Genomic DNA, 17,972 nt, shown 5'->3' with positions numbered 1-17,972 from the left:
AGGGCGAGCTCAGGGCGAGCTCAGGGCGAGCTCACGGTGGGATCGGGTGGGTTGTCCGCTGGTGGCGCCTAGGGCATGATGCGGGCTCTCGGTCGACCGGGCACCCGGTCGATCACGTGTCAGACGTTCCTCGGGGGAGGACATGTCGTCGTTCCCGGTGCCCCCCGGTTTTGCGGAGGCCCTGCTCGCACGCCGCGAGCGTCGTCGTCGACGCCGCCGCATCGCCGGCGCGGCAGCCGCCGTCCTGGTGCTCGCCGGGGGTCTGGTCGGCTATGTGACCCGGCATCGATCGGCGGACGGCGCCGCGCGCAGTTGCGACAGCCCGCCCGTGCCCTTGGTGGTGGTCGCCTCGATGGACAAGGTCGCGCTGATGACCCGGTTCGCGGCGGACTTCTCTGCCGGCGGCAGAACGGCCACCGGCCAGTGCGTGGCCGTCACCGTGGTGGGCAAGGGATCGGGCGCCGCGGCGTCCGCGCTGGCCAAGGGGTGGGCCACCACCGATGGTCCCCAGCCCGACGTCTGGTCGCCGACCGGTTCGATCTGGTTGCCGTTGCTCGAGCAGCGGCTGGCGCAGGCGCAGCGGTCGAGCCTGGTGCCCGCGCCGGCTGCAGCGCCACGCCTCGCGGCCTCACCGATGGTCGTGGCCATGCCACGGCCGATGGCCGAGGCGCTCGGCTGGCCGGACAAGCAGCTCGGGTGGGCCGACATGCTCTCGCTCGCCTCTGCCGAGACCGGATGGGGCTCCTTCGGTCACCCCGAGTGGGGCCGATTCCTGTTGGGCAAGACCAATCCGAACTTCTCCCACGCCGGGCTCGAGGGCACCGTGGCGACCTACTTCGCGGCGGTGGGGCGCACCTCGGGGCTGACGGAGGCCGACGTCCGTGCCGCGGCCACCCGAACCTTCGTCGCCGGGGTGGAACAGTCCGTGATCCGCTACGGCGACACCACGGTGAGCTTCCAAACCGATTGGCTGCGAGCCGATCAGGCCGGTCAGGCGATGTCGTACATCTCGGCTCTGGTCACCGAGGAGAACCTGGTCGTCAGCTACAACGAGGGCAACCCGACCGGTGACCCGGCCCTGGCCGGCAAGGGCACCCCGCCCACGGTTCCCCTGGTGGCGATCTACCCCAAGGAAGGCACGTTCGTCGCCGACCACCCGTTCGCGGCGCTCAGCGCGCCCTGGGTGACGCCTGCGAAACGAGCTGCGGCCCAGGCGTTCGCCGACTACCTGCGCAGCGCGCCGGTGCAGCAGCGCTGGCAGGACAATCATTTCCGGGACGCCGCGGGACGGCCCGCCGCGGGCCTGACCGTCGCCGACGGGGTGCTGCCGGCCGAGCCGCGTGCGGTGCTGCAACCGCCGGCCCCCGCGGTGACCTCGGCGATCCTGGACAGCTGGTCGCAGCTGCGCAAGACCGCCAGCGTGATCAATCTGGTCGATGTGTCGGGGTCGATGCTCGAGCGCCTGCCGGGTTCGAAGAGCACCAAGCTGGACGCCGCGAAGAAGGCCGCGACCGCCTCGCTCGACCTGTTCACCGACCGCGACGAGGTCGGGTTGTGGTCGTTCTCGGGAGGCAAGCGCGGCGTGGTCGACCACCACCAGCTCGTCGGTGTCGGCCCGATGGCCGAATCGCTCGGCGGCACCCCGCGGCGTGCGGTTCTGGCCACCCAGCTCGCCGCGCTGAAGGCCCAGGGCGACACCGGCCTCTACAACAGCATCGATGCCGCCTATCGCGCCCTGCTGGCCCGCTATCGCCAGGACCGGATCAACGCCCTGGTGGTGATCACCGACGGCCGCAACGACGCCCAGGGTGGGTTGAGCCTGAAGGGGTTGCTCGACAGCATGACCACGCTCGACCCCGGCCACACCATCCGGGTGATCACCATCGCCTACGGTCCGGACGCCGACAAGGACTCCTTGGCCAAGATCGCGCGGGCCACCAAGGGCGCGGCCTACGTCGCCCCGACCGACGCCGACATCCCCAAGATCTACTCGGCGGCGCTGTCGAACCTGTGACTTCGGCCCGAGGTCACGCCACGTCAGCCACGTCAGAAGATGCGCACCCGATCCTGCGGGGCCAGCCAGAGCCCGTCGCCCTCGGCGGTGGCGAACGCCTCGTGGAACGCGGCGACGTTGCGTACCGCGTTGGCGCGCAGATCGGCGGGGGAGTGCGGGTCGATGCTCAGCATCCGCCGGGCCTCGGCCTCGCGGATCGCGGTGCGCCACACCTGCGCCCAGCCCAGGAAGAACCGCTGGACGCCGGTCCAGCCGTCCAGTTCGGCGCCACCGGCCTCGTCGGCCCCCTGGCCGGCGGCAGCGAGTCGATAGGCGGCCAACGCCATCTCGAGACCGCACAGGTCGCCGATGTTCTCCCCGACGGTCAGGGCGCCCTTGACCGGTTGGTCCGGCACCCCACGGGTGTACAACAGGTCGAACTGGGCGATCAACCTCCCGGCGAGCGCATCGAAGGCGGCCCGGTCCTCCGCCGTCCACCAGTCGGTCAGCGCCCCGGTGCCGTCGTACCGCGACCCCTGGTCATCGAACCCGTGCCCGATCTCGTGGGCGATCACGGCGCCGATGCCGCCGTAGTTCGCGGCGTCGTCCGCCTCGACGTCGAAGAAGGGTGGCTGCAGGATCGCCGCGGGGAACACGATCTCGTTGCGGGTCGGGTGGTAGTAGGCGTTGACCGTCTGCGGGGTCATCAACCACTCGTCGGGATCGACCGGTTGGCCGATCTTGGCGAGTTGGCGGTCGGTCTCGACCGCCGCGCCCCGCCGGACATTGCCGATCAGGTCGTCCGCCTCGACCACGAACGCCGAGTAGTCCCGCCAGCGGGCCGGGTGGCCGATCTTGGGCCGGAACGCAGCGAGCTTCTCGAGCGCCTCGGCGCGGGTCTGCTCGCCCATCCACTCCAGCTCGCCGATCCGGGCCCGGAACGCCTCGACCACGTTGGCCACCAACGCCTCCATGCGGGCGTGGGCGTGCGGCGGGTAGTGCCGGGCGACGTACATCCGGCCGGCGTCCTCACCGAGCAGGCCCTCGACCAGGCCTACGGCGCGCTTCCATCGCTCACGCAGTTGCGGTGTGCCGCTGAGGGTTCGGCCGTAGAAGTCGAAATGGGTCTCGACCACCTCGTCGGTCAGGTAGGACGCAAACCCGTTGAGCAGCCTGACGGTCAGCCAGGCCTGCCAGTCGGCGAGGGCCGCCGAGGTGAGCAGTCCGCTGATCGCGGTGAGCGTGTCCGGTTGGCGGACGACGACCCGCGCGATCGCGTCGGGGCTCGCCTGCAGCCCGTCGAGCCAGGCGGGCCAGTCCCAGCCCGGGCTGATGGCCTCCAGATCGTCGCGGGTCAGGCGGGTGTAGGACTTCACCGCATCGCGGGTGGCGATCTTGTCCCAGTGGACGGCGGCGATGGCGGTCTCGAGGGCCATCACCCGCGCCGGGACCTCCTCACCCAGGTCGAGTCCGGCCTCGGCCAGCGCCGGGGCGGCCAGCTCGAGCATCCGGGCGAGATAGGCCTGATAGGCCTCGCGCACCGCGGCGTGCTGGTCGGCCCGGTAGTACTCCTCGTCGGGCAGGCCGAGGCCACTCTGGCTGACGTAGGCGATCTCGTGGTCGGGGTCCCCGGCGTCAGGGCTGACGTAGACCCCGACGAGTCCACCGGTACCGTGACGTTGCTGGTGGGCCATGGTGCGCACGATGTCCGAGGGCGTGGCGACCGCACCGATGCGGCGCAGGTCCTCGATCAGCGGTGACCAGCCGAGCGCGGCGACCCGGTCGGTGTCCATGAAGCTGCGGTACAGACCGCCCACGCGGCGCGCTGCGTCGTCCGGCTGGGTGCCGTCGGCCTGCCCGGCCGATGCGGCATCGACCGATGCTGCCGCCGCCTCGATCAGTTCACGCACGGCGAGCTCGCTCGCCTCGCGCAGCATGTCGAACGAGCCGTAACGCGAACGGTCCGGAGGGATCTCGACGGTGGCCAGCCAGCCCCCGTTCACGTGGCCGAACAGGTCGTCCTGCAGTCGGACGGCGGTGTCGAGGTGGGTGGTGTCGATCCCTGAGCGCACGAGTTCACCGTAGGTCATCGCGTGGTCGGGCACGGAGTGGCACTCCGCGGAGCACTCACCAGGTGCCCCCATAAGACGCGGTCAACCGCCGCTTATGGCTCGTCGTCGGCTCTGGATCGGGCCTTTCGGGGTGGGTTAGCTTCCGAACCACGCCACATCCAGCACATCGTCGACGGCGCAGGAGCCGTCGAGAATCGGGGAGTCCATGCCGTTCCTTCGCCATGATGCCCGGCGCCGTCGCGCCGGTGGCGCCGTGGTCACCCTGCTCGGGGCCGCCGTGCTGGTTGCAGTCTGGTCGCCGCCCGGGGACGCCCCCGGGAACGTCACAGCAGCCGAAACAGTTCAGACCGAATCGGTTTCGTGGTGGAACCCGGGCAGCTGGTCCCGTCGTCGTGGGCACTCCGGGAACCACCACGGGCCGAGGACCCCCCCCCCCCCCCCCCCGCCACGACCCGGCACCCCGCGACCACCGCACCCCCCCGCCCCGGCATGGTGCCCGGCACGACCCCCCAGCACGCCACCACGACCCGCCCCCGACCCCCCCCACACCCGTCCCCCGCCCGACCACCCGCCCCCCCCGCCACCACCCCCCCCCCGTGGCCAGGAGGACCCGATCGTCTTCCCGGGGCAGCGGAACGCCAGCCACATGCACGACTTCTACGGGCCCACCAAGGTCAAGGCCGCTGGCCTGACGTCCGAGCTGGCCGAGGTCGCGACCTCGTGCAGCTCCGACCTGGACCGATCCGCCTACTGGGTGCCGACCGTCTACAAGGGCGACAACCCGGTGCGTCCGCAGCGGATTCAGGCCTACTACGTGACCGACAGCATGACCGTGGCGACCCCCCGTGGCCTCGCGATCCTCGCGGGTAAGCCGACGACGACCGCGCTCGACTCGGTGCGCCTCGCCTGGAGGTGCGCCGGAGGCGGCCACGACCGGAGGTTCGCCACGGCCCCGGCGGAGTGTGAGCCCAAGGAGAGTGTGTCGGTGGAGATCAACTTCCCGGGGTGCTGGGACGGCAAGAACCTCGACAGCTCGGACCACGCCTCCCACATGGCCTACGCCGATTCCTCCGGCCGGTGCCCGGTGTCACACGCGGTGCACGTGCCCCAGTTGATCCTGTTCCTCTCCTTCTGGTGGAACGAGACGCCCGGGGCACAGTCGACGATTCGACTCGCCTCCGGTCCCAGCGGCAGCATGCACGCCGACTTCGTGTCCGGTTGGGACCCCGCTGCGCAGCTGGCGATCATCAATCAGTGCCGCGCGGTGGCGTGCCCGGGGCCGCAAGGCACCGAGAAGCCGTCCCCGAGGGGCGACCTGACCCCGCTCGGGTGAGCATCGCGTGGTGCGCCGGTCACGGATGCCGCCAGGGCTTCCGTGACCGGCGGGCCTCAGGCCGGCGGTTGGGGCTTGCCGGCCGAGTCCACCCAGGCGTCGAAGAAGGCCGTCAGGTCGCGACCGCTGACCCGTTCGGCGAGGGCCTCCAGGTCGGCGGTGGTCACCGACCCGCCGGCGTTCTGGGTGGCCCAGCGGCGCAGCAGGGTGAAGAAGGCGGTGTCACCGATGGTGCGGCGCAAGGCATGCAGCGTGGCGGCGCCACGGTCGTAGACCGGGTCGACGAACAGGTGCAGCGGACCGGGGTCGGCGATCACGGTGGCCCAGAACTCGTCGTCCGCGGGGATCGCCATCACCTCGGCGAACGCGGCGTCCGCCGTCCCCTGGCCGCGGTGCTCGCTCCACAGCCACTGCGCGTAGGTGGCGAAGCCCTCGTTGAGCCAGATGTGTTGCCAGGCAGCCGGTCCCACACTGTTCCCGACCCATTGGTGGGCCAGTTCGTGGGCCACCGTGCTCTCGCGGGCCACCCGGGAGTAGACCGGGCGGGTCTGGGTCTCGAGCGCATACCCGACGCTGTCGTCGTCCACGATCGCGCCGAACGCCTCGAAGGGATACCGACCGAAGATCCCCTCGAAGAAGGTGATCATCTGAGGTTGCAGCGCCAGGGACGCCGTGGTGGTGGCCAGGTTCGCCGCGGTCAGGTCGGCGTCCACGGCATTGATGATCGGCAGGTTGTGCGGGCCACGCGTGGTGGTGATCCGATAGTTGCCGACCGAGGCGGTGGCCAGGTACGGCGACAAGGGATCTCGGGCCGACCACGACCACGTGGTCCAGCCGCCCGCGGTGCGTGGCGGGCGCGCCGGTCGGCCGTTGCCGACGGCCACGGTGCCGGCCGGCCCGGCGGGCACCGTCACCGTGACGTCGAGCGTCGCCTTGTCGGCGGGGATGTCGTTCACGGGGAACCAGGTCGAGGAGCCGTCCGGCTCGCTGACCACCATCGCGCCGTCCCCGAACGAGTACCAGCCGTACGGGGCATTCTCGATGTCGGTGGGGGTGCCGGCCGTGCCGCCGTAGACCACCTTCACGGTCGCGGTCCGTCCTCGGGACAACGGCGACGAGGGCGTGATCACCAGTTCCCGCCCCGACTGGGCGAACGTGGCGGCGCGTCCGTCGACGCTCACGCGTCGCACGGTCAGGCCGCGCAGATCGAGGCTGAACGAGCGCAGCGCCACGGTCGTGCGCAGCCGGACCGCGGCCGTGGCCTCGAAACGGCGATCGGCCGGGGTGTAGCGGATGTCGACGTCGTAGTGCTGCACGTCGTAGCCGCCGTTACCGGCCTCCGGGAAGTACGGGTCACCTCCGCTGTGGCTACCGTCGATGGGCGCCCCACCGGCCGGCGCAGGGACAGCGGACGCCGTGGCGAGCGCGCCCGAGGCCGTCGCCAGGGCGGTCGCGGTGGTCAGCAGCAGGGCCAGGGTGCGGCGAATCGATGCAGGCATGAGGCTCATCCCCTCGTGAGCAGCACTGATCGTCGCGACGTTATCAACGACCGGGTTCCTCGACACCTGCACACGACCCCGCGGCGGGATTGGCACAGGCTGCCGCCCGCGTGCCCGGTCAGCGGTAGCCTCGCCACTGCCATGCAGACCGCCATCGAACCCCCTGACGCCGACGCCGCCGCATCGCCGATGCTCACCGTCGTCCTGCCCTGCTACAACGAGGCCGACCACGTCGCCGCCGAGCTGGAGCGCATCACCACGGCCCTGGATGCCTCGGGCCTGACCTACGAGTTGCTCGCCATCGACGACGCCAGCACGGACGGCACGCTGCAGGTGCTGCGGGAGAACGCCGGCCGCTTCGCCCACCTGCAGGTGATCTCGTTTCGCCGCAACGGCGGGTCGGGCACCGTGCGCCGGATCGGGACCCAGCTCGCCCGGGGCGAGATCGTGGTGTGGACCGACGCCGACATGTCCTACCCGAACGAGCAGATCCCGCAGCTGGTGCGTGAGCTGCTGGACGACCCGAGCTACGACCAGGTGGTCGGCGCCCGCACCAGCGAGGAGGGCAGCCACAAGTGGCTGCGCTGGCCGGCGAAGTGGTTCATCCGCAAGGTGGCCGAGCGGCTCTCGAACCAGACGATCCCCGACCTCAACTCAGGGTTGCGGGCGTTTCGGCGCGAGGTCTCACTGCCCTATCTGCGGCTGCTCCCGGCCGGGTTCAGCTGCGTCACGACGATCACCCTGGCGTTCCTGAGCAACCAGCACGACATCAAGTACGTGCCGATCGGTTACGCCAAGCGGGCCGGCACGTCGAAGTTCCACTTCACCCGCGACGCCTACCGCTACATCCTGCAGGTGTTGCGGATGGTGATGTACTTCGACCCGCTCAAGGTGCTCATGCCGCCCGCCCTGTGGTTGCTGCTGATCGGGGTCGTCAAGGCCGGGGTCGACATGGTGCGCCACCCGTTCTACTTCCCCGCCTCGACCGTGCTGGTGGTGCTGTCGAGTCTGATCATCGGCTCGATGGCGCTGTTGGCCGACCTGGTGGTGCGCTCGCGACCCGACTCGGGCGTGGACCCCGGCGTGCAACGGCACCTCGATCACCACGACCGAGCGGGGGCCTGAGCCGTGCGTCCCGCATCCTGGGTCCGCCTCGGGGGGCGCCGCGGGTGAGCCGCCTGATGGCGCTGGCCCGTTCGCCCTGGACGACGCGGCTGCTGCTGCTCGTGGCCGTCGGCCTGGGTGCGTGGGTGCTGGTGCGCGAACGTCATGCCGCGTTGGCGGCGATCCAGCAGCTCAGCGCGCTCGACCTGCTGCTCGCCTTCGTCGCGGGCCTGGGCCTGGTGGCCTGTAGCGCCATGGTCTGGCGCACGGTGCTGATCGACCTGGGGCACCGGTTGCCGGTACCTGCTGCCGCCGAGATCTTCCTGCTGGGGCAGTTGGGTAAGTACCTGCCGGGCAGCGTCTGGCCCATGGTGATGCAGGCCGAGATCGGCCGTCGGCACCAGGTGTCCCCGCGCCGCACCGTGGCGACGTCGGTGATCACGATGTTGATCACGATCGCCGCGGGCACGGTGCTCATCGCCCTGACCGTGCCGCTGCGTCCGGACGTCGGCGGTGGCACCCGCTGGCTGGTGTTGCTCGCCGTCCCGTCGTTCACGGTGCTGCACCCCGCGGTACTGGGGCGGGTGCTGGACGCCGGACTGCGCGCCGTCCGGCGGGAACCCCTGGGAACCCGGACGACGCGGCGCGCCACCCTGGTGGCCGGCGGTTGGGCGCTGCTCGAGTGGGCCTGCGCGGGGGCGATGGTGCTGGCCCTGGCGGTGCCGCTCGGGTTGACGTCGAGCTGGCGGTCGCTGGCGCTGACGATCGGTGGCTACGCCCTGGCCTGGCTGGCCGGGCTGGTGGTGGTCGTCGCCCCGGCGGGTGCCGGCGCCCGCGAGGGGGCACTGGTCGCGGTGCTGGCCACGGTGATGCCCACCACGGCCGGTCTGGTGGTGGCACTGCTGGCGCGGCTCGTGGTCACCTCGGCCGACCTGGTGCTCGCCGGTGCGGCGGCGCTCGCCGTCCGGCGGACCGTCCCCGCGTCGCCCACTCCCGCTGACCCCGAGCCATGATCACCGTTTGGAATCCGGATCTGGGACGAAAACCCCGGATTGCGGATTCCCAACGGTGATCATGCGGGTGCGTGAGGCGCGTCAGGCGAGGGGTTTGCGAGCCAGGGCGACCAGACCCGTGCCGCGCGCCGTGGTGAGGCGCTGCAGATAGCGGAACGGGGTGGTGGCCACGGCGACCGCCGTCCCGACCAGCGCGGTGCGGGGCTGGAAGGTGCGCCCGGTCGATGCGGTCAGTTCCTCGTTCGACAAGGCGCGCCCGGCGTCGGCAGCCAGCTGGGCCTCGCGGGCGAGCTTGCGGGCATCGATCGGGTTGCGCACCGCCTCGAGGGCATAGCCGAGTGGCCAGCCGTAGACCTGGGTGCTCACCGGCTCGAGCCCGGCGGCGACGAGCAACCCGTCCAGGCCCGCCGGGGTGTACCGGCGGTAGTGCCCCGCGTGGGTGTCCATCGGGCCGAACCGATCCGGCCACGCCGGGACCGAGATCAGCAGGTGCCCGCCGGGACGCACGAACCCGGCCCAGACCCCCAGCATCTCGGCGTCGTGTTCGAGGTGTTCGAGCACCTCGAAGGCGCACACCAGGTCATAGCCCGACCCCGCCGGGACGGCGTGCTGGTCGCCCTGCAGCACGGTGCCGCCCAGCGGAGCGATGCGAGCGGTGGCCACCGTGGCCGCGAGCTGGTCCGGCTCGACCCCGACGTAGTCGGCCCGGGCCGCCAGCCGGGCACCGAAACCGCCCTGGCCGCAGCCCATCTCGAGCACCGAGGCCGGTTGCAGGCGATCGAGGATTCGCCCGACCAGGTCGTACCGCAGCCAGGCCCGGGGGGCCAGGGGAGGCAGCGGTGGCAGGGGAGAGGAGGTCACGTCGGTCAACCTCTCACGTTCTGGCGCCGCGATGAGCCCGGACGATCCGGGACCGGTGAGCTCCACCAGCCGCCGGTACAGCGGTGCCGCGACGGCCGACGCGGTGAAGTTCTCGCCCGCCAGCTCGGTGCTCCGGCGGCGCAGGTCGGCCCGGCGCACCGGGTCGGCGGCCAGGTCACGCAGGGCTGCCGCCAGCGCCGTGGCGTCCCCGGGGGGCACGTAGCAGGCGGCCTCGCCCAGGACGGTGCGCTGCGGCTCGGTGTCGGAGGTGACGATGACGCACCCGGCGGCCGCGCCCTGGAACACCTTGTTCGGCACCACGCGCAGCGCCTTCGGGCCGGTACCGAAGATCCCCAGACAGACATCGTGGCCGGCGGCCAGCGTCGGCAGCTCACCCGGGTCGACCCAGTCGATCCAGGTGACGTCCGGGGTGGCGGCAGCCGAGGCGCGGGCGGCGTCCCGGTCCTGGCCGTGCCCGACCATGCTCACCCGGATGCGCCCGGGCCCCGGATCGGCGGCCAGCAGGGCGAGCGCCCGACCGATCACGGTGGCGCCCTGCAGCGGGGTGAACAGGCCGTAGAAGATCACCGAGAGCTCGCGGTCCGGTGCCGGGGTGGCCGTCTGCCGCCGCCGGCCGGCGGCGACCCACTCGGCCGGTGCCCCGACCAGGGCCACCACCGCCTTGGCCGCCGCGTCGGGCATCAACTCGGCCAGCAGCCGGGCATGGGCCTGGGTGTCGAGCACCACCACATCGGCGGCGGTGATCGCGGCCCGATCCAGCCGGCGCAGCAGCGCCTGCTTGACCTGGCCGGACTCGCCTCGATCGGCCGCGGTGTCGGCGGCGAAGATCAGGTGGTCGAGCACCAGGGGGGTGCGGCGGAACAGTCGCCGGGCGAGCACGACGTCGAAGTGGCCGAGATAGCCGACCAGGACGGCGTCCGGCTGCCAGCTGCGGGCCAGGCGCACCCCGGCCACCGCGAGCCGCGACCATCGACCGGCCAGCCGCAGGCCGAGCAGCGGTAGCCGCCACGGGTGACGCAACAGGTCGACCCGGGCCGCCGTGTCGAGCCCCAGCGGCCGGTTCACCTCACGCACCTGGACGCCGTGCGCGCGCAAACCGTCGATCAGCACGCCGACCCGGGGGTGGACCCGCGCGTCGTACGTCCCGAACGCCATCACCCGCACGGAGGGCGACCCTACCGGGCGGAGGTGAGCACGGTTCGGCGGCTGTGCCCGCGAGGGCTCACGAGGCTCACGAGGGCGAGGTAGGTTCGGTGGGTGAGCATTCAGGTGGCTGACGGGGGCGTCGCCGCGCTGGTGAAGCGAGTCCTGGCGCTCGGTCGCTCGCCCCTCGTGCGCTGGGGCTTCGGCGCCGTGGCCGTCGTGCTGGCCATCTGGGCGGTCAACAGCCGGCGGACCCAGGTGCTCGATGCCCTCTCGCGACTCGACGCCGGCTTCGTGGTGGCCGCCGCGGCTGCGACCGTGGCCAACCTCGCCCTGACCGGGATGGCCTGGCGTGCCCTGTTGGCCGACCTGGGCTCACGGCTGCCGCTACCGGTGGCTGCCCGGGTGTTCTTCGTGGGGCAGATCGGCAAGTACATGCCCGGCAGCCTGTGGCCGGTGGTGGTGCAGGCCGAACTGGCTCGTGACCACGGGGTTCCGCGGCGCCGGACGGCGGCGGCAACCCTGGTGATGATCCTGCTGTCGGCGGCCACCGCGCTGGTGGTGGTGATCGGTGCGTTCCCGTTCGTCCCGCAGGTGGCCGAGGGGTCGTTCGCCTGGACGCTGCTGCTGGTGGTGCCGTTGCTGGTCGTGCTGCACCCGCGGGTGCTCGGGCCGCTGCTCGACCGCTTGCTCGGCGCCATCGGTGGTGAGCCGCTGGAACATCCGCCGTCGCTGCGCGGTACGGCCATCGGCATCGCCTGGGCGATCGGGTCGTGGCTGGCCGCCGGGGCACAGGTGTGGCTGCTCGCCGGCGGGCTGGGTGCCCCGTTGACCTTGCGCACCTTCGCGCTGGCCGTGGGCGGGTATGCGCTGGCCTGGGCCGTCGGGCTGATGGTGGTGATCGCCCCGGCCGGTGCCGGGGCCCGCGAGCTGGCCTTGATCGCGGCGCTGGCCTCGGTGCTGGACGGCGGCTCGCTGCTGGTGCTGGTGATGATCTCGCGGGCACTGTTCAGCCTGGCCGACCTGGTCGCCGCGGGCCTGGGCTACGGGCTGGGACGTCGGCACCGGCCCGGGTGATCCGGTGAGTGAGCAGCCGCGACAGCGCACCTGGGCGCCGGGGTATCCGGTGTCGCTGCGCGCCACGCTGTCCGCCCTCGGGCGGGGGCGCGGTGACCCCTGCTTCCGGGTGCAGCCGGACGGCGTCCTCTGGCGGGCCACCCGCACCCCGGACGGCCCGGGGCTGCTGCGCTTGGCGAGTGATCCGGCGGCCGGCGAGGTGGTGGCCCACGCCTGGGGTGAGGGCGCGGACTGGCTGCTGGACGGCGTCCCGGAGTTGCTGGGGGCGCGCGACGACGCCGCGGCGTTCACGCCGCTGCCCGAACACCCCCGGCTGGTGACCGCCTGGCGAGCCCGGCCCGGCTGGCGGGTGATGCGCACTCGCGCGGTGTTCGAGGCGCTCGCCGCGGCGGCGCTGGAACAGCGGGTGACCGGCGGTGAGGCGCACGCCGCGTGGCGGTCGTTGGTGCGCCGGTTCGGTGAGGTGGCACCGGGTCCGGGTGGGGTCGAGGGCACCTTCGCCCACGGGATGCAGGTGCCCCCGGCGCCCCGGACCTGGGCGGCGATCCCGTCGTGGGAGTACCTGCGCGCCGGCGTCGAGGACGCCCGGCGCCGGGTGATCATCGCGGCGGCCGGGGTGGCCGGTCGCCTCGAGGCGACCACCTCCCTGGACGGCGAGGGTGCGGGCGAGCGGATCGCGGCAGCGTTGCGGGTGGTGCCCGGGGTGGGGGTGTGGACCGCCGCGGAGGTTCGCCAGCGCGCGCACGGCGACCCGGACGCGTTCTCGTGGAGCGACTTCCACGTCTCGCGCAATGTCTCGTGGGCGCTGAGCGGGCAGGTGCTGGACGACGCCGGATGCGCCGAGCTGATCGAGTGCTATCGCGGCCATCGATACCGGGTACAGCGGTTGCTCGAGCTCGACGGTGCGGCCCGCCCGCGTCGCGCGCCCCGGATGACCCGGCCGACGCATCTGCCCACCGTGATCTGACGGCTCGGCCCGTCGACGGGTGGCGCTCTCGGCCACGATCGCTCCCGCGACCGTCGGACGACTCTCCGGGCGGGTCCTTGCGACCAGCGACGTTCCGACGTTCCTCCAGGTGATCCAATGGGATACGACTGGTATGCGTGGTTCCGGTTCTGGGTCGGGGCCGTCCCATGCAGGTCGGCGAAGCTGCCTGGCGGGTGGAGGAGCGGGGATCGGTGACCCGGATGAGCACCGCGGACTCGTCGTCCGGTGATTCCCGGACGACCCGCTGGCTGCGCTGGATGGCCGGGACGGTCATCGCCGTCTACCTCGTCGCGCTCCTCGCCGGACCGCGGGGTCCGCACACCTGGCGCGAACTGGGCCTGCAGGTACCGGCCTTCGCCTTGGTCGCCGCGCATGCCACGGCACGGGCGGTCGCGGACCCTCGCAACCGGCGGTGGATCGCCCCGGTGGCCGCCTGGATGTGGTGCATGACGTTCGGCAACCTCGTGTCGAACACGGTGGAGGGCGGTCACGCCTCGCTGGTCTCCCTCAGCACCCTGATCTTCATCTGTTCCTACCCTTGCGCCCTGGCTGCGGTGGTGCTGGCCTATCGCGGTCGATGGCGCCCGTCGGGGGTCAGCCAGGTGCTCGAAGCCGTGACCGGCGTGCTGGCCGCTGCCTCGATCATGGTCTGCCTGGTCGTGCCTCGAGCGCTCGCGACGATCGGTCACGATCTCCTCGGCCTGACCGTGGTGCTGGTCTTCCCGCTGATGGACCTGATCCTGGCGGCCCTGCTGCTGATCGCGGTCGCGCTGTCGGGCCACCAGCCGGAGCGGATGTCGGGGTGGGTGGCCCTCGGGATGTCCCTGTTCGCCGTTGCCGACTGGCGCTATGCCCTGGGGATGGCCGACGGGAGTTGGCTGACCGGATACCCGGTGGACGGAGTGTGGATGGTGGCCTCGGCGGTCGTCGGCCTGGTCGCGGTGACGGGTCCGGCATCCCGGCGGGCCGGGCAGTCCTGGAGCGTGACGGCGTTCGGCATCACCATCGGGTCGGCCGCGGTGGCTCTGAGCGTGATGTCGTTCGGCACCGAGCGCCGGCTACCGCGGCTGGGCGTCGTCCTCGCGGCGGCGTGTCTGGTGAGTGCCCTGCTGCGCATGTTCACGGCCTACGTCGAGATGCGTGAACTCGCCGGGGTTCGCGAACAGGCTCGCACCGACGAACTCACCGGGCTGGCCAACCGCCGGGTGCTGTACGAGGTGCTCGACGGCCTGGCGGGCGAGGGCCCGGTCGACGCGGTGCTGCTGCTGGCGGACCTCGACCGGTTCAAGGAGGTCAACGACAGGTTCGGCCACGCCGCGGGCGACCAGGCGCTGATCCAGGTTGCCGCTGAGTTGCGGGGGACGGCGCCTGCCGGGTCCACCGTGGTGCGGATGGGTGGGGACGAGTTCGCCGTCCTGGCTCGGACGACGCAGTCGGGTGACGGGGGTGTGCTGGCGGACGCGTTGGTCGCCGCCGTGGCCGCGCTGGCGATGCCCGGAGGGATCTCGATCGGCGTGAGCATCGGGGTGGTGGATCTCGCGGCGCACCCCGCGGCGGGTCGCAGCGACCTGCTGCGCCTGGCCGATGTCGCCATGTACCTGGCCAAGGGTGACGGCCGAGGCGTCCACGAGTACACCAGCACCGACGAGAGCCACGACGTCGCGCGTAAGCCGCAGCGCCGCAACCTCGCCTGAGCGCGTGGCGGGCCGTTGCCGCCCGTCGATGGGCCGAACGTGGTGCCCGGCGTCCGTTCGGGTCACGAGGTTGGAGCCATTCGGCCCGGGTGCCGATACCTGACCGGCAGGCGTCATGCCCCCGCGGGGGCGGTCAGGACGGCAAGAGGAGCGGCCCGTGCACGCATCGGTGAGGACGAGCGGGCGGCCGGGGTCGACCACCAGGGCACCGATCACGGCGCCGATCACGGTCCTGATCGCGGTCCTGATCGCGGTGCTGATGTCCGGGCCCGCTGCCGTGGTGTTCGCACCCACCGTCTCACCTGCCCAGGCGGCGAGCGGCCCACCACCCACCCTCACTCAGCGATCCTGTCCCGGGTACTCGGGCCTGACCACCACGAACCCTTATCTGGTGGTCAAGACCGGCCGGTACACCTCCGGTGGCCGGTCGACCTATCCGGTGGCCAGCATGCCGGCGTCGGTGACGACGGCGTGGGGAGCACCTGCCAAGGTGACGGTCGGCTGGGCCAAGAACCCGTACGGCGACATCTCCTGGCAGAGCTGGTTGCACTCGCTGAAGTGGATGGGCGCCTTGGTCGCCACCGGGGGCGGTAGTCGCTACCTCGACGCCAACGGCGTGGGCCGGACGCCGACCACCGACGAGCGCTGGGACGCCCTGGCCCTGGCGCTGGGGGCGACCAAGAACTACCTCGACACCTACCCGAAGGTCGCCACGTCACCCGACCGCGTGCAGGTCAGCTCCTTTGCCCACCGCACGCAGTTCCTGGCCTGTCTGGCCGAGACCCTCGGCCCGGCCAACACCCCCGCGTGGCTGGCCACCGCGGCCAAGGCTCACGCGGCCTACCTGTCCTCCTCGGCCCACTACGCCGCGGTTCCCAACCAGGCGATGGATCAAGATCTCGGCGTCCTCGCGGTCGGGTGCGTGTTCAGCTCGCCGACCTATCGCAATCTCGCGGTGAACCGGCTGGGCAAGCAACTCGTGGCGTCCATCGGCGCCGACGGGGTGCCGCTGGAACAGGCTCCCGGGTACTCGGGGTACGTCTATCGGCTGTGGGCCAACGTGAGCGCGACCTACACCGGCTGTGGGTTGCCCTCCAACGGTGCCATCCCGGCGCGCATGGCCGGCATCCCGATCTTCCTGGCCCATGCCACCCAGCCCAACGGGCGCATGGTGCAGATCGGCGACACCACCGCGGCGGCGACCCCGTCGATGCCCGGCTCGGAGTACCCGGCCAGTCTGGGGTCCACCGGCACCGCCCCGGCACAGCGGGTTGCGAACTTCACCACCTCGGGCTTCATCTTCGGTCGCTCGGCGTGGAATCCGTTCGGCACCAGCTCGTTCTACTCGGTGCGCTACGGGCCACCGGTGACCAATCACGGTCACTTCGACCGGACCGCGGTGACCTGGATCGTCGGTGGGCGTGACCGGTTGGTCGACTCGGGTCACGTGGGCTACGCGAACCCGACCCTGCGGTCCTGGCTGGTCGGGCCGGATGCGCACAACGTGGTCACCGCGGATCAGTTCCGGGGCTTCCGGCCCACCGCGCGACGCTCGCACCTGCTGGGCTCGACCACCTCCGACCCGGCGGACACCTTCCTGCTCGATGCGCAGACCTACGGCTACCCGGTGGTCGGCGGCACGGGGTACACCACCCAGCGGCGCGGCCTGCTGATCGCCCGCAACCCGGACCTGCTCGTCGTCCGGGATGCCGCCTGGGGTGCCCCCAAGACGGTCACCTGGCGTCAGCACTGGCACCTTCCGGTCGGCTGGACGGCGAGCGTGCTGGGCGCCAACCGGGTCGAGGCCGCCTCGGGCAGTTCACGGACCACGCTGGTGCGCATCGCGGGCTCGGGTGCCCAGTCGGCGAAACTGGCCGGCTCCTACCAGTCGCCCGACATCGGCAAGGCCTACCGCAACCTCGACGTCCAGTTCCCCACGCTGGGCCGATCGATGAATGCGATCACGGTGGTGGCGCCGGCAGCGAGTTCCCAGGTCTCCGTGGGGCTCTCGGGTACCACGCTGACCGTCGTGGTCGGCGGCGACACCGTCACCATGACGCTGAACCCGGATGGATCGCTGACCCGTACCAACTGATCGGCCTGATCGGCGCACGTTGGTGGGACGGTGATGCGACGGTGAGCGACGGTGCCGGCGACTAGAGGCCCAGGTTGCGCGCCGACTGGGTGACCGTGGCGGCAGAGGCCTGCAGCGCGGCCAACTCGACGGCGTCCAGCGGTGTGGCCAGAACGCTCTCGACACCGCGGCGTCCCACGACGGAGGGCATCGACAGGCAGACGTCCGACAGTCCGTGCACGTCCGTGAGCCGAGAACTGACCGGCAACACCCGGTGTTCGTCGTTCAGGATGGCCTCCAGCACCCGCGAGACGGCCAGCCCGATCGCCAGACTGGTGGCGCCCTTGCCGGCGATGATCTCGTAGGCCGAGCTGACCACCGACCGGTGGATCTCGGCCCGGGTCGCCTCGTCGATGCCGCGGCCGTCGAGGCCCACCCAATCGCGCACCGGGACGCCGCCGATGCTGGCGGTCGACCACAGCGGCACCTCGGAGTCGCCGTGCTCGCCGGCGATGTAGGCGTGCACGTTCTGGACGGCGACGCCGGTGTGTTCGGCGATCAGGAACCGCAGCCGCGACGAATCGAGCACGGTGCCGGAGCCGAAGACCCGGCCGGCCGGCAGACCCGAGAACTGTTGTGCCGCATAGGTCACCACGTCGACCGGGTTGGTGACCAGCAACAGGATGGTGTCCGGGGCGAGGGCCACCACCCGCGGGATCAGGTCGCGGCACATGGCGACATTGGCGGCGGCCAGGTCGAGGCGGGTCTGGCCCGGCTTCTGCTTGGCGCCCGCGGTCACCACCACGACGTCGGAGCCGGCGCAGACCCCGAGGTCGTCGCCCCCGGTGATGTGGGTCATCGGGGTGAACTGCATCCCGTGCACCAGGTCGAGCACCTCCGCCCGCACCTTGGTCGCGTTCAGGTCGTACAGCGCGAGTTCTCGGCACACTCCGCGGATCTGGGCGGCATACGCGATGGCGGTGCCCACCGCTCCGGCGCCGATGATGCTGACCTTGGTCATGTCCGTCCCCCTGTAGGTCGTCTCATCCTGTCGGGGGCCTCGCCGGGGCACAATGCATCGGCGCGTCGGAACCGGGACG

At 71.8% G+C, this 17,972-nt stretch carries 12 protein-coding genes and 1 pseudogene; 8 read left to right on the top strand and 5 right to left on the bottom strand.

Annotated features, from left to right (window positions below; translation table 11 throughout):
* Window positions 1–142 precede the first annotated feature (142 nt).
* The gene (locus IPK24_18380) at window positions 143–2,014 is read left to right on the top strand and encodes a substrate-binding domain-containing protein (protein MBK8077478.1); all 1,872 of its coding nucleotides are present in this window, start codon (window positions 143–145) and stop codon (window positions 2,012–2,014) included.
* 32 nt (window positions 2,015–2,046) lie between these two features.
* Here the strand turns inward: IPK24_18380 and IPK24_18375 are convergent, their stop codons facing one another.
* Complete coding sequence (locus IPK24_18375) at window positions 2,047–4,083, bottom strand: peptidase M13 (GenBank protein MBK8077477.1); 2,037 nt, start codon at window positions 4,081–4,083, stop codon at window positions 2,047–2,049.
* Between the two features lie 628 nt (window positions 4,084–4,711).
* Between IPK24_18375 and IPK24_18370 the strand changes: the two genes are divergently transcribed.
* Window positions 4,712–5,398: a DUF1996 domain-containing protein gene (locus tag IPK24_18370; protein MBK8077476.1), complete on the top strand. Its 687-nt coding sequence runs from the start codon at window positions 4,712–4,714 to the stop codon at window positions 5,396–5,398.
* Between the two features lie 56 nt (window positions 5,399–5,454).
* Here IPK24_18370 and IPK24_18365 read toward each other — a convergent pair whose 3' ends face one another.
* Entirely contained in the window at window positions 5,455–6,897 is a 1,443-nt protein-coding gene (locus IPK24_18365; protein MBK8077475.1) for a M1 family metallopeptidase, read from the bottom strand.
* Window positions 6,898–7,038: 141 nt separating this feature from the next.
* On the opposite strand from IPK24_18365, the gene IPK24_18360 reads away from it, so the two are divergent.
* Together IPK24_18360 and IPK24_18355 are read left to right on the top strand one after the other, a co-directional pair.
* Window positions 7,039–8,022 (top strand): glycosyltransferase family 2 protein, encoded by a 984-nt coding sequence (locus IPK24_18360; GenBank protein MBK8077474.1) that lies wholly within the window; start codon window positions 7,039–7,041, stop codon window positions 8,020–8,022.
* A 44-nt stretch (window positions 8,023–8,066) separates the two neighbouring features.
* Window positions 8,067–9,014 (top strand): flippase-like domain-containing protein, encoded by a 948-nt coding sequence (locus tag IPK24_18355; GenBank protein ID MBK8077473.1) that lies wholly within the window; start codon window positions 8,067–8,069, stop codon window positions 9,012–9,014.
* A gap of 81 nt (window positions 9,015–9,095) precedes the next feature.
* On the opposite strand, the gene IPK24_18350 is transcribed toward IPK24_18355, so the two are convergent.
* A complete protein-coding gene (locus IPK24_18350) occupies window positions 9,096–9,764 on the bottom strand; it encodes a methyltransferase domain-containing protein (GenBank protein ID MBK8077472.1) in 669 nt (222 codons plus the stop codon).
* A 153-nt stretch (window positions 9,765–9,917) separates the two neighbouring features.
* Window positions 9,918–11,051: pseudogene (locus IPK24_18345) on the bottom strand (glycosyltransferase).
* Window positions 11,052–11,153: 102 nt separating this feature from the next.
* On the opposite strand from IPK24_18345, the gene IPK24_18340 reads away from it, so the two are divergent.
* The 4 genes from IPK24_18340 (at window position 11,154) to IPK24_18325 (ending at window position 16,893) form a co-directional block, all read left to right on the top strand.
* Window positions 11,154–12,116 carry a flippase-like domain-containing protein gene (locus tag IPK24_18340; protein MBK8077471.1) on the top strand — a complete coding sequence of 321 codons (963 nt, stop codon included), beginning with the start codon at window positions 11,154–11,156 and terminating at the stop codon, window positions 12,114–12,116.
* Between the two features lie 4 nt (window positions 12,117–12,120).
* Window positions 12,121–13,083, top strand: a complete 963-nt coding sequence (locus tag IPK24_18335) for a DNA-3-methyladenine glycosylase 2 family protein (protein ID MBK8077470.1) — start codon at window positions 12,121–12,123, stop codon at window positions 13,081–13,083.
* Between the two features lie 221 nt (window positions 13,084–13,304).
* Entirely contained in the window at window positions 13,305–14,798 is a 1,494-nt protein-coding gene (locus IPK24_18330; GenBank protein MBK8077469.1) for a GGDEF domain-containing protein, read from the top strand.
* 157 nt (window positions 14,799–14,955) lie between these two features.
* The gene (locus IPK24_18325; GenBank protein MBK8077468.1) at window positions 14,956–16,893 is read left to right on the top strand and encodes a heparinase II/III family protein; all 1,938 of its coding nucleotides are present in this window, start codon (window positions 14,956–14,958) and stop codon (window positions 16,891–16,893) included.
* Window positions 16,894–16,954: 61 nt separating this feature from the next.
* Here the strand turns inward: IPK24_18325 and IPK24_18320 are convergent, their stop codons facing one another.
* Window positions 16,955–17,893 carry an L-lactate dehydrogenase gene (locus IPK24_18320; GenBank protein ID MBK8077467.1) on the bottom strand — a complete coding sequence of 313 codons (939 nt, stop codon included), beginning with the start codon at window positions 17,891–17,893 and terminating at the stop codon, window positions 16,955–16,957.
* Between the last annotated feature and the right edge of the window lie 79 nt (window positions 17,894–17,972).

The organism is Kineosporiaceae bacterium, from assembly GCA_016713225.1.
In the GTDB taxonomy this organism is placed as follows: Bacteria; Actinomycetota; Actinomycetes; order Actinomycetales; family Kineosporiaceae; genus JADJPO01.
This window is presented reverse-complemented; position numbering and strand designations above follow the sequence as displayed.

Coding starts and splice junctions, on each gene's coding strand:
- IPK24_18380 (MBK8077478.1), top strand. CDS start 143: ATGTCGTCGTTCCCGGTGCCCCCCGGTTTTGCGGAGGCCCTGCTCGCA.
- IPK24_18375 (MBK8077477.1), bottom strand. CDS start 4,083: ATGACCTACGGTGAACTCGTGCGCTCAGGGATCGACACCACCCACCTC.
- IPK24_18370 (MBK8077476.1), top strand. CDS start 4,712: ATGCACGACTTCTACGGGCCCACCAAGGTCAAGGCCGCTGGCCTGACG.
- IPK24_18365 (MBK8077475.1), bottom strand. CDS start 6,897: ATGCCTGCATCGATTCGCCGCACCCTGGCCCTGCTGCTGACCACCGCG.
- IPK24_18360 (MBK8077474.1), top strand. CDS start 7,039: ATGCAGACCGCCATCGAACCCCCTGACGCCGACGCCGCCGCATCGCCG.
- IPK24_18350 (MBK8077472.1), bottom strand. CDS start 9,764: ATGGGCTGCGGCCAGGGCGGTTTCGGTGCCCGGCTGGCGGCCCGGGCC.
- IPK24_18330 (MBK8077469.1), top strand. CDS start 13,305: ATGAGCACCGCGGACTCGTCGTCCGGTGATTCCCGGACGACCCGCTGG.
- IPK24_18320 (MBK8077467.1), bottom strand. CDS start 17,893: ATGACCAAGGTCAGCATCATCGGCGCCGGAGCGGTGGGCACCGCCATC.